This window comes from Mesorhizobium sp. M7A.F.Ca.CA.002.15.2.1 (genome assembly GCF_003998715.1).
GTDB lineage: Bacteria > Pseudomonadota > Alphaproteobacteria > Rhizobiales > Rhizobiaceae > Mesorhizobium > Mesorhizobium ciceri.
Genome location: NZ_RZPI01000098.1, coordinates 1 through 11,624, shown reverse-complemented (window position 1 = coordinate 11,624; position 11,624 = coordinate 1). Strand labels below are relative to the sequence as shown.

The window sequence follows — 11,624 nt, the reverse complement described above, 5'->3', positions numbered from 1 at the left end:
CGCGTGTGTCGAAGGCGGCGTCCGGCAGCGTCACCAGCGCTTCCATAGCCTGGCGCAACGTCGCCGCCCGCGCGCCGTCCAGCCTGAAGCCGGGCGTCAGGATGGCCGCGGGCTCGAGCAGCAAGCGGAACTCGTAGCTGTCGCCTTGCGCTTCCGGATCGTCGGGCGTGCGCCGAAACAGCCAGGACTGGCCAGGCGCACGATCCAGCAGATTCTCTTCGGTCAGTTTGTTCAACGCTTTTAATACCGTCTTGCGCTCGGCACTGTAGCGCCGCATCAATCCCGCGACGGTCACCGTCTGGTCCAGTCGCCGCGCCGAGCGGTCGCGCAGGATCGCCTCGGCCAACTCGTCCTCCTCGGCAGCGGGCAATTCCGTGGCGACCGAAGCCTGCGCGGTGAGGTCGATGGCCAGATGATAACCGGACTCCGCCTCCCAGCGCACGACGCCCCGTTCCGCGAGCAGGCCGAGTGCCGCCCGCACCGGCGTGCGCGAGACATTGCACAGCGACGCGATCTGCTGCTCGGGCAAGCGTGCACCGGGCTCGAAGCCGCGCTGGCGCGCCACATCCAGGATGCGCTGCGCCAGATCAAGATGGTTGGTGCGGGGTCGTCTGGCTGCGGCTTGCATGGCTGGTCCAGCGGAAAACGAGATGACCGCATTGATTTGACCGATCGCCCGAACGGACGCAATCGGCCAGTTTCCTCGGTCGTTTGACAAATTATGGATTGACGTACTTTTTTCTGCAATAGTACTGTCAGCACAATCGGCGAGAAAAAGACCGAGGGAACAGGATCGAGGCAGCGGCAAGGGTCGCAAGCGTTGGTCCGGCGAATGAAATTCGACGATCAACCGAATGGGAGTCTGTCATGACCGCTACCAGCCTGCGGCGCCGTGCGCTGAAAACATCTTCGATCGCACTTGGCCTGGCCTTGGCGCTGTCCGCGCCGGCGACGGCTGCCGACCTCGTCATTTCCAACTGGGACGGCTACATGGCACCCGACGCCATGGCCGCCTTCAAGACCGCAACCGGCGTTTCGGGCGAAGTGGTGGTGCATGCCACCAATGAAGAGATCATGGGCAAGCTGATCGCCGCCGGCGGCAAGGGCTATGACGTGGTCTTTGTCTCCTCACCCTTCGCCGAGGTGCTGAACAAGCTCGGCCTGACCGAGCCGATCGACCACGCCAAGATCCCCAACCTCGCCAACCTCTATCCGGAAGCAGCCAAGCTGCCGCACGATGTCGGCAATGCCTTCTCGGTGCCCTACACCTGGGGCACCACCGGCCTCTGCTATCGCTCGGATCTGATGAAGGTCGCACCGGCCAGCTGGAGCGACCTGCTCGCGCCCTCCGACGAATTGAAGGGCAAGACCACCATGCTGGCGACCGACCGCTGGCTGCTGGCCGCCGGCCAGCTCGACAAGGGCTATTCGGTCAACGAAACCGACCCGGCCAAGATGGCCGAGGTCAAGGATCTGCTGATCTCGGCCAAGAAGACCCTGCTCGCCTATGACGACACCACCTTCTATTCCAAGCTGGTGTCCGGCGAGGCACTGATGGTGCAGGCCTGGGACGGCTGGTGCAATTACGGCATCGCCGAAAAGCCGGAGATCAAATACGTCATTCCCAAGGAAGGTTCGGACCTCTGGGTCGACACGATGGTGGTGATGAAGGCCTCCGCCAACAAGGACGCCGCCTTCCAGTTCATCAACTTCATGCTCGACGCCAAGAACCACGCCTGGGCGGCGCAGAACATCGACTACAAGGTGCCGAACAAGCCGGCCATGGAGAGCCTGCCGGCCGATTTTCTGGCAAAATTCCCCAACATGGCGATGCCGGTGGCCGATCTCGTCAAATTCGAGCAGTTGCGTGACGTCGGCGACGCCCAGCGCGACTATTCGAAGATCGTCAGCGAGATCAAGGCTGCGCAGTAAGCGGCGGCACATCAGAGACCACGGCCGACGGCGGGTTTCCGCCGTCGGCCGCTGAATGCGGTACCCAATCGTGTCCTCAACCAGACTTCGTTCCTCCTTGCTGATGGCCCCGGCGCTGGCCTGGCTCGCGGCCTTGATGGTGGTGCCGTGCGCGCTGGTACTGGCGCTCGCCTTCTTCCGGCGTGGCATCTATGGCGGCATCGAATACACCTTCACGCTGGAGAATTTCGGCCTGGTCTTCGACCCGCTCTATGCCGGCATCTTCCTCAATTCGGCGCGCATCGCCGGCACCGCGACCCTGATCGCGGTGGTGATCGGCTATGCTGCCGCCTACGCGATATCGGCGGCACCGCGCCGGTGGCAGCCAGTGTTCCTGTTCTTCGCCGTGCTGCCGTTCTGGTCCAACTATCTGATCCGCACCTATGCCTGGATCGTGCTGCTCAACCGCGAAGGCCTGATTACCCAGCTGCTGCGCTGGTTCGGCTACACCGGCGAGCCGCCGTCGATGCTCTACACCGAAGGCGCCGTCATCGCCGGCCTGGTCTATAACTACCTGCCCTTCGTCATTCTCGCCTGCTACGCGCCGCTGTCGCGACTCAACCCGGAACTCGCCGAGGCCTCGCGTGATCTCGGCGCTTCGGCAGCCACCACGTTCCGTCGTGTCATCCTGCCGCTGACCGTACCGGGCATCGCCGCCGGCGCGGTCTTCGTCTTCGTGCTGTCGATCGGTAATTTCGTCACGCCCGCGCTGCTCGGCGGCGGCCGCTTCCAGATGATCGGCAACCTCGTCTACGACCAGTTCCTGACCGCCAACGACTGGCCTTTCGGGGCGGCACTGGCGATGGCGCTGATTGCCATCATGCTTCTGGTACTGATGGCGCAAGCGCTGGCCGCCAATCGCGCCTCGGGTCACGTCACGCAAGCCGGCGGAGACACCGATGGCTGAGCGCTCCCCTGCCACGCGGCGCACGCTCTGGCTCGTGCTCAGCCTGGTCTTCGCTTTCCTCTACATCCCGATCGCCGTGCTGGTGGCGCTGTCCTTCAACGAAGGCGGGTTGCCGACGGCATGGTCGGGATTCTCCCTGAAATGGTATGTCTCGCTGGCCTCGAATTCGGCGATCCTGTCCGCGGCCCTCAACACGCTGATCGTGGCGCTGGTCTCGACCGCGATCGCCACTCTGCTCGGCACGCTGCTGGCGATCGGCATCGAGATGCGCCGGCAATACGGCAAGGCCCTCGAAGCGCTGATTTTCGCACCGATGATCATTCCCGACATCGTGCTGGCGATCGCGCTGCTCTCGTTCTTCTCCATGCTCAATCTAACCATGGGCCTGCACACCATCATCCTCGCCCATGTCGTCTTCAACCTCGCCTTCGTCTGCTCGGTGGTGCGCGCGCGGCTGAAGAGTTTCGACTGGTCGATCGTCGAGGCCTCCGCCGATCTCGGCGCCTCCGCGCTCACCACCTTCCGGCGGGTGACATTGCCGGTCATCGCGCCGGCGGTGATTGCAGGGGCGCTGCTCGCCTTCACGCTCTCGGTCGACGAGTTCATCATCGCCTTCTTCACCGCTGGCGCCGGCCGCGCCTCGACGACGCTGCCGATGCAGATCTACGCCATGATCCGCTTCGGCATCACGCCGGAGATCAACGCGCTGGCGACCATCGTCATGGCGGTCTCGATCACCGCGCTGACCCTGTCGCAGCGGCTCAACCGTGGGATCATCGGCCAATGAGCGAACCCCGCACTCTGCTGGCCATCGATCATGTGTCGAAGAATTTCGGCAGGGTGATGGCCGTCGACGGCATCTCGCTCGACATCCGCGAGAACGAGTTCTTCGCTTTGCTCGGCCCGTCCGGCTGCGGCAAGACCACGCTCTTGCGCATGCTGGCCGGTTTCGAGACGCCCAATGACGGGCGCATCCTGCTCGACGGACGTGACATCGCCAAAACCCCGCCCAACAAGCGGCCGGTCAATCTGATGTTCCAATCCTATGCGCTGTTTCCGCATATGAGCGTTCGCGCCAATGTCTCCTACGGCCTGGAGATGGAACGTTTGCCAACAGCTGAAATCCGCTCCCGCGTCGATGCCATCCTGGCGACGACCGAGCTCGTCCCCTTCGCCGACCGCAAGCCGGAGCAATTGTCGGGCGGCCAGAAGCAGCGCGTCGCGCTTGCCCGCGCGCTGGTCAAGCGGCCTCGCCTGCTGCTGCTCGACGAGCCGCTCGGCGCGCTCGACAAGAAGCTGCGCGGCGCCATGCAGCTGGAATTGAAGCGCCTGCAGCACGAGGTCGGCATCACCTTCGTCATCGTCACCCATGACCAGGAGGAATCGCTCGTCATGGCCGACCGCATGGCGGTGCTGAAAGACGGCAGATTGCTGCAATGCGACACGCCGCACGCGATCTACGAACACCCCGCCGATCGCTTCGTCGCCGACTTCATCGGCGTGATGAATTTCGTGCCGGGCCAAGCCGCCGTCGATGGCGTTGTAGCCACGAATGGCGCACGCATATCAGGCAAGGTTCCGGCAACGCTCTCGCCCGGCGCATCCGCTGTCGCTTCGGTGCGCCCTGAGCGCATCCGGCTATTCCCATCGGCGGAAACCGCCAACCGCATCACCGGCACGGTCGAGGCGCTGGCCTATCAGGGGCTGGACCTGCAGCTGCATGTCCGCACGCCCCTGTCGCCAAAGCCGTTCCTGGTGCGCGTCACCGCAGATGCCGCCGACCGCCGGCCGGTCTCGTCGGGCGACCAGGTCGAACTCGGCTGGGATGCCGCCGATGTCAGAATTTTCGCAGAATGACAGGAGAAGCCTGATGGCGCAGAAGACGATCGCGTTTTTTCCAGAAGCCGCCTACGGCCCGGCGCTCAATTCCGTCGGTATCGCCCAGGCAGTCGAAGCGCGCGGCCACAAGGCGGTGTTCCTGTCCGACCCCGGCTTCGTCGATGTCTACAAGGGCTACGGCTTCGAGGCGCATCCGGTGAACCTGTCGGAGCCGATGCCGCCCGAGCAGATGGCGAAATTCTGGGAGGATTTCATCAACGGCCATATCCCGAACTTCCGCAAATCGCCCTACGACCAGGTCGACAACTACGTCAAGGATTGCTGGACGGCGATCGTCGACAGCGCCAAATGGGCGCAGAAGGATCTGCCGCGCGTTCTCTCAGCCATCAAGCCGGATGTGATCTGCGTCGACAACGTCATCCTGTTCCCGGCCATCAAGCAGTACGGCAAGCCGTGGGTGCGCGTCATCTCCTGCTCGGAAAACGAGATCGAGGACGAGGACATCCCGCCCCATCTCTCCGGCTGCGGCGAGAACGACCATGCCGGCCACCAGCGCTACCGCGACCACTTCAATGCGGTGATCAAGCCGATCCATGACGACTTCAACGGCTTTCTCACCGCCAACCACGAGGCGCCCTATCCGATCGGCCAGTTCTTCGAAGCCTCGCCCTATTTGAACCTGCTGCTCTACCCCGAAGCGGCAAAATTCAAGCGCCGCCATCCGCTCGACCCGGCAAAATTCCAGTACCTCGAAGGCTGCGTGCGGCACGAAAAGCCGTACACGGTGCCGACCTTCTCCAGGAACAATGACGGGCCGCTGCTCTACGTCTCCTTCGGCAGCCTGGGCGCCGGCGATGTCGATCTGCTGAAGCGCATCATCGCGACATTGGGCAAGACGCGCTACAGGGCTCTGGTCAATGTCGGCGGCTACAAGGACCAGTACACGGACGTGCCCGGTAACGTCATTGTCGACAGCTGGTTTCCGCAGCCCTCGGTGATCCCGCAGGTCGATGCCGTCATCCACCATGGCGGCAACAACTCGTTCACCGAGTGCCTCTATTTCGGCAAACCGGCCATCATCATGCCCTATGTCTGGGATGGCCACGACAACGCCACCCGCGTCGAGGAAACCGGCCACGGCTTCGGCATGCCGCGCTACGACTGGACCGATGCCGAGCTGGTTGCCAAGATCGAGACCTGCCTGACCGACCCGGCGATGAAAGCCAAGCTGGCGAAGACATCGGCGCAGATGCACGCGCAGAATGGGCCGGAGAAAGCGGCCGGGTTGTTGGAGACGCTGCTGTGATTGAGATGCGGAGCCCAGGCGCCCCCCTCTGGCCTGCCGGCCATCTCCCCCTCAAGGGGGGAGATTGGATTTCGCGGCGGCTTTCGCCAATTTTCAACGCTGAAGAAGAGACACAGAAGCCAAAGTTGCCAATCTCCCCCCTTGAGGGGGAGATGTCCGGCAGGACAGAGGGGGGCCTCGTAGAGCGAAAACGGGGCGGGATTGAGCGCCCAAATGATGGAGCACGCTCATGACCTCCTCCGCCCCACACCTCCACCAGGCCACCACCCGAACCGACCTCGTCGACTGGGGCGTCCAACCTGACGCGCTGGACGGCGCTTCGCGCTCCACCGGCAGGCTCGTGCACAAAGGGCCAAACAACCAGCCGGAATCCGGCATCTGGGTCTGCACGCCAGGCCGCTGGCGCCTCAGTATCCCGCGCGACGAATTGTGCCATTTCGTCGCCGGCCGCGCGACCTACCGGTCGGATGTCGGTGAGGTGATAGAAGTCTCCACCGGCACCGTGGTCATGTTCCCTGCCGGCTGGAGAGGCGAATGCACCGTGCATGAGACGATGCGCAACGTCTACATGCTGGCGTGACCACGGAGCTTGATGACATGTCGACACCGCACTGGCCGAAGGCTTCGGCCGTGGAATTGGAAGACTGGGGCGCGGGCAGCAACACGCTCGCCGGTTCGCCGCGCGCTTCGGGCAAGATCCTGGCGCAGAACCCGGACGGATCGAGCGAATGCGGCCTGTGGGCGTGCACGCCGGGCACGCGCAAGGTCACCTTTGGCGCCGACGAATTCTGCCACTTCCTGTCGGGACGCGGCAGCTATGTCCATGGCGACGGCGAGGAGATCGCGGTCGAGGCCGGCACGCTGGTATTCTTCCCCGCCGGCTGGACCGGCATCTCCATCATCACGCAAACGCTGACCAAGGCCTTCATGTGCCGCTGAGCACCCATTTCCAAGGAATCGATATGACAACCCCCATCATGAAATCCCCGCTTACCATTACCGACCTCGTCGACTGGGGCGTCATCCCGACCATGATCGAGGGCCAATCCCATACCTCGGGCAAGCTGCTGTACAAGGGGCCGGAAGGCCGCTCCGAATGCGGGCTTTGGGTCTGCACTCCGGGCAAATGGCACTGCCATGTCACCCGCGACGAGTTCTGCCATTTCCTCGAAGGGCGCTGCACCTATGTGCATGAATCCGGCGAGGTCATCGAGATCGAGCCGGATACGGCAGCGTTCTTCCCGCAGGACTGGAAGGGCGTCTGCACCGTCCATGAGACAATCAAGAAGGTCTACATGATCCGCTGAGCCTTCTCGATAATTCTGCCCTGCCGGACACCTGACGCGGCTTTCTGCGCTTCCGGTGCTCACGGACTAAATGTCCGCTGCGCTCCGGTTCTCGAAAGCCACGCCATCTGCCTCGGCAGGACGAATTCTCAAAAAGGCTCCGTAAATGGAGAAGGACAAAATGGATTTCTCTCCTGACCGGCCAACCTTCTTCGTCAATCCGGACTACCGGTCGATGGCCGGCGCGGCAAAACCGGTGATCGATCCGGCGACGCTGGAAACCGTCGGCGCTATCTCTGCTGCGACAGACGGCGAGATCGATACCGCACTCACGGCCGCGACGAAGGCGCAGGCCGCCTGGAAGAAGCTCGATGCCAAGAGCCGGGCCAAGCATCTGCATGCCGTCGCCAACGCCATCGAGGCGGCGGACTTCACGCGTTGCGCCGAGCTGATGGTGCGCGAGATGGGCAAACCCTACCCCGAAGCGATCGGCGAGATCGCCAATTGCGCGCCGATCTTCCGCTACTATGCCGAGATGGCGCGCGACGATGCCGGCAAGATCGCCGGCACGACGCAGGCCGGTTCGTTCCAGTATGCGCGCTACGAACCTTACGGCGTCTCCGTACACATCATGCCCTACAATTTCCCGATCCTGCTGATGTGCTGGACGGTCGCCGCATCGCTCGCCGCCGGCAATGCCTGCATCATCAAGCCGGCCGAGGCGACGACGCTCTCGACGCTGGACTACATGACCGTGTTCCGCTCGCTGCCAGAGGGGCTGGTCTCCTGCCTGCCCGGCGGAGCGGCCACAGCGCAGGCGCTGATCGCCTCCGACCGCACCCATGCCGTTGCCTTCACCGGCTCGGTCGCCGCAGGCAAGGCGGTGGCGGTAGCCTGCGCCGAACGCATGAAGCCGTGCGTCATCGAGGCCGGCGGCAGCGACCCGCTGATCATAAGCGAGCATGCCCCGCTCGAGATCGCGGCGGCCGGCAGCGTCACCGCCGCCTTCCACCTCACCGGCCAGGTCTGCACTTCGGCCGAGCGCTTCTTCGTCGTCGATTCCGTGCATGACCGCTTCGTCGCGCTGTTCGCCGAAAGGACGCGGGCGCTGCGCATCGGCAACGGCATGGACAAGACCGAGATCGGCCCGCTGGTCAGCGAAAGCGCGCGGACCAAAGTGATGCGCCTTGTGGATGACGCCATTGCCCATGGCGCCAAGGCGGTGACCGGCGGGCGCATCCCGCCGGCGCACAACATCGGCTGGTTCTACGAACCGACCATCCTGACCGGCGTCACCCCTGATATGGCGATCGTGCGCGAAGAGTGTTTTGGACCCGTCGCCGCCATCTGCCGGGTCAGGGATTTCGACGAGGCGATCCGGCTTGCCAATGACAGCCCGTTCGGGCTCGGCGCTTCGGTGTTCACATCGAATCTGGCCGAAGCCCACGAGGCGGCTGAACGGCTCGAAGCCGGCATGGTCTGGGTCAACAACCCGCTGATCGACAACGATGCCCTGCCGTTCGGCGGCTGGAAGGCCTCGGGCCTTGGCCGCGAGCTCGGACGCCAGGGGCTCGACGCCTTCCGCCGCTCCAAAATGGTGATCATCGACCACAAGCCTGCGATCCAGGACTGGTGGTATCCCTATCCCGACAGCTGGTTCCGCGAAACCGGCGGCCGCAAGCACGTCTGAGTGTTTCGAGCCTGGCTATCCCTGGACGCCAGCTCGGTGGCTATCCCTGGATAGCCAGCCCGACCATGAGCGGGAAAAGGCAATGCCGCCGAGTGAAACCCGGCGGCATCTTCTTTGACTGACCACTACCGTTTCGGCGGCGGTTCGTTACGGCGTCGTTTCCGTCTGCATCGCGGCAGCCGTCTGGTCGATCTTGCCGGCAAGGACGTCTTGAGCCCAGGACGTGACCGCGGCGTCGACGGGCTTGTTGGCCATATCCGCCAATGCCGCGTCGAGCGATGCATCATCGGTGCCGACCGCGGCCGCAGCAGCAGCAGCGTTGTCGGCAGCGACCTCGGCCTGCAGAGCAGCTATCTTCCCAGGCAGGGCCGCCTGATCTTCGGGCGACATCGCGGCAATCTGATCGGGTGTCAGGGACGTCAGCGCATCCAGCTTAGCCTGTGCTGCGTCGGCGGCGGCCTGAGCGACCTTGGCTTTGGCGGACTGCGTCACGAATGCCTGAAGGGCGGCGAATTTCTTGCTCTTCGAGTTCATATAGGCATTGATGTTGCGCTTCAGCGAGCTCACCCGGCCAAGCTTGGCGTGGATGTTCTTGCCTTTGGGCACGGACGAGACCTTGGTGGTCTTGTCGACCGTGGTGTCGTCCGCTTTGGCCACCTGGCCGGGGGCCGACGACGACTTGCCGTGCGAAGCGCCGCTCTTGCCATTGCCGCCGCCGTTGCCATTGCTACCGCCGTTGCCGTGCCCGTTGCCTCCGGCATTGCCACCGCCACCGCCGTGCCCATTGCCGGCGAGCGCCGGAGATGCCAGGAGCGCCAATGCGGCAAGCGCCGCCAGCAGAGTTTTCCGGTTTGTCATGGTAATCTCCTCGGGAATCGTCGCCCTGGCCCGACCGCTAAGCGACCGTCCTATGAGGAATTGCTAATAGTGCAGAGTAAACTTTAGACAAATGCTGTCTCAATACGCGATCTGGCACCCGGCCAGAAACTTAACCGACTGATATCAAACACAAATTCACGCTCTTGGACGGCCATGGCACTGAAGTCCCATGCCGGCAGGACTATAGTCCTGCGGGCAAGCAGCGGCATGGGTGAAAGTCTTTGCGTGGTATATCGGACAAGCTTTGAAAACAGGGGAGTTGATAGCGAAAGCAAAAGGCTCAGCCGATACTTTCACCGCCGTCGATTACCAGCGCCTGGCCGGTCATGAAGGATGAACGGTCGGAGACAAGGAACAGGATCGCTTCGGCGATCTCATCGGCGCTGGCCCAGCGGCCCATCGGGATCTTGGTGCGGACATAGGTTTCGATCGCCCCGCGTCCGCCCATCTGGGCGATGAACGGTTCGTTGAACGGCGTGTCGACCCAGCCCGGACAGAGCGCGTTAATGCGGACATTGTGACGGGCATAGTCGAGCGACATCTGCCGTGTCATCGCCACCACCGCATGTTTGGAGGTTGCGTAGGCGATCATCTCGCGGTCGTAGAACACGCCCGAATTGGAGGCGGTGTTGAGGATGACCCCGCCGCCCTGCGCGATCATCGAGGGCATGACCTGTCTCGCCGCCAGGAACTGCGCCCGCACATTGACCCGCCACGAGGCATCCATGCCGCCGACCTCCACTTCGGTCAGCGTGCCGCCGATCTGGATGCCGGCGTGATTGTGCAGGATGTCGATGCGCCCATGCCTGTCGAGCGTGCCGGCAATGAGCTGTTCGACCGCCGCATCATCAGCGACATCGGTCGTGATCGCCTCGGCTTGGCCACCGACCGCGCGGATGTCCGAAGCCGTTGCTTCGCCGGCGGCCTGATCCCTGTCGGCGATGACGACCACCGCGCCTTCCCTGCCCATGATCATGGCGCCGGCGCGCCCGATGCCGGAGCCGGCGCCTGTCACCACGGCGATGCGGTCTTTGAGGATCATGATGCGGCTTTCAGTTCGACGGCTTGCGCTGGCGCAACTGCCATTGGGCAAGCACCACGAGCAGCACGGAAGCGACGAGCACGATCGTCGCGATGGCGTTGATCTCCGGCGTCACGCCGCGCCGGATCGACGCGAAGACATAGATCGGCAGCGTCGTCTGCGCGCCGGCGACGAAGAAGGCGATGATGAAATCGTCGAAGGAGAAGGTGAAGGCGAGCAGGAAGCCGGCAACGACCGCCGGCATGACCTGCGGCAGCACGATCGAGCGGAACGTCGTCAACGGCGTCGCGTAGAGATCGCTCGACGCCTCGACCAGATTGCGGTCGAGGCTGCCGAGCCGCGTGCCGACGATCATCGTCACCAGCGCCATCGAGAACAGCCCGTGCGCCGCGATGATCGAACCGTAGCCGAGCGCCAGCCGCGGCGGCTGGTCGTCCGGCCAGATCGAGGCGAGGAACGGATTGACCACGGTGAACAATTGGACGAGCGCGACCAGAGTCGAAATGCCGATCACGACGCCCGGAACGACGATCGCGGCGCCCAGAAGTGCGTCGAAGACCGCGCGGGTCCGCACGCCGACGCGCGCCAGGCCGAGTGCCGCCGCGGTGCCGCACAGCGCCGCCAGCAAGGCGCTGGTGGTGGCGATGAACAGGCTGTTCTTCAGCGCTTCGACCAGGAACGGGTTCGCCAGTGCCTTGCCGTAC

The 11,624-nt window shown here is 63.8% G+C and carries 13 protein-coding genes; 9 read left to right on the top strand and 4 right to left on the bottom strand.

Features of this window, described 5'->3' with window-relative positions:
• On the bottom strand, positions 1 to 628 hold a 628-nt coding region (locus ENZ74_RS08650; RefSeq protein WP_127312730.1), incomplete at its 3' end, for a GntR family transcriptional regulator.
• A 239-nt stretch (positions 629 to 867) separates the two neighbouring features.
• Here ENZ74_RS08650 and ENZ74_RS08645 point away from each other — a divergent pair.
• The 9 genes from ENZ74_RS08645 (at position 868) to ENZ74_RS08600 (ending at position 8,999) form a co-directional block, all read left to right on the top strand.
• A complete protein-coding gene (locus tag ENZ74_RS08645; RefSeq protein ID WP_063169495.1) occupies positions 868 to 1,932 on the top strand; it encodes a spermidine/putrescine ABC transporter substrate-binding protein in 1,065 nt (354 codons plus the stop codon).
• 103 nt (positions 1,933 to 2,035) lie between these two features.
• Complete coding sequence (locus ENZ74_RS08640; RefSeq protein WP_027163033.1) at positions 2,036 to 2,878, top strand: ABC transporter permease; 843 nt, start codon at positions 2,036 to 2,038, stop codon at positions 2,876 to 2,878.
• Positions 2,871 to 3,665: an ABC transporter permease gene (locus tag ENZ74_RS08635; RefSeq protein ID WP_063169496.1), complete on the top strand. Its 795-nt coding sequence runs from the start codon at positions 2,871 to 2,873 to the stop codon at positions 3,663 to 3,665. Before ENZ74_RS08640 ends, ENZ74_RS08635 begins: the two co-directional genes overlap by 8 nt.
• Positions 3,662 to 4,735 (top strand): ABC transporter ATP-binding protein, encoded by a 1,074-nt coding sequence (locus tag ENZ74_RS08630; RefSeq protein WP_024504743.1) that lies wholly within the window; start codon positions 3,662 to 3,664, stop codon positions 4,733 to 4,735. Before ENZ74_RS08635 ends, ENZ74_RS08630 begins: the two co-directional genes overlap by 4 nt.
• Before the next feature lie 13 nt (positions 4,736 to 4,748).
• Positions 4,749 to 6,023: a glycosyltransferase gene (locus ENZ74_RS08625; protein ID WP_063169497.1), complete on the top strand. Its 1,275-nt coding sequence runs from the start codon at positions 4,749 to 4,751 to the stop codon at positions 6,021 to 6,023.
• Positions 6,024 to 6,252: 229 nt separating this feature from the next.
• The gene (locus tag ENZ74_RS08615; RefSeq protein ID WP_063169498.1) at positions 6,253 to 6,603 is read left to right on the top strand and encodes a cupin domain-containing protein; all 351 of its coding nucleotides are present in this window, start codon (positions 6,253 to 6,255) and stop codon (positions 6,601 to 6,603) included.
• A gap of 17 nt (positions 6,604 to 6,620) precedes the next feature.
• The gene (locus ENZ74_RS08610) at positions 6,621 to 6,962 is read left to right on the top strand and encodes a cupin domain-containing protein (protein ID WP_063170399.1); all 342 of its coding nucleotides are present in this window, start codon (positions 6,621 to 6,623) and stop codon (positions 6,960 to 6,962) included.
• A 23-nt stretch (positions 6,963 to 6,985) separates the two neighbouring features.
• Positions 6,986 to 7,330, top strand: a complete 345-nt coding sequence (locus tag ENZ74_RS08605; protein WP_013528939.1) for a cupin domain-containing protein — start codon at positions 6,986 to 6,988, stop codon at positions 7,328 to 7,330.
• Between the two features lie 160 nt (positions 7,331 to 7,490).
• A complete protein-coding gene (locus ENZ74_RS08600) occupies positions 7,491 to 8,999 on the top strand; it encodes an aldehyde dehydrogenase family protein (protein WP_063170400.1) in 1,509 nt (502 codons plus the stop codon).
• Positions 9,000 to 9,146: 147 nt separating this feature from the next.
• Here ENZ74_RS08600 and ENZ74_RS08595 read toward each other — a convergent pair whose 3' ends face one another.
• From ENZ74_RS08595 to ENZ74_RS08585, 3 genes are all read right to left on the bottom strand, one after another.
• Positions 9,147 to 9,857 carry a hypothetical protein gene (locus tag ENZ74_RS08595; protein ID WP_063169499.1) on the bottom strand — a complete coding sequence of 237 codons (711 nt, stop codon included), beginning with the start codon at positions 9,855 to 9,857 and terminating at the stop codon, positions 9,147 to 9,149.
• A 301-nt stretch (positions 9,858 to 10,158) separates the two neighbouring features.
• Positions 10,159 to 10,920, bottom strand: coding sequence for a glucose 1-dehydrogenase (locus ENZ74_RS08590; RefSeq protein WP_063169500.1), 762 nt, complete (start codon positions 10,918 to 10,920; stop codon positions 10,159 to 10,161).
• Positions 10,921 to 10,930: 10 nt separating this feature from the next.
• Positions 10,931 to 11,624: ABC transporter permease (locus ENZ74_RS08585; RefSeq protein WP_164760972.1), on the bottom strand; the 694-nt coding region annotated here is incomplete at its 5' end.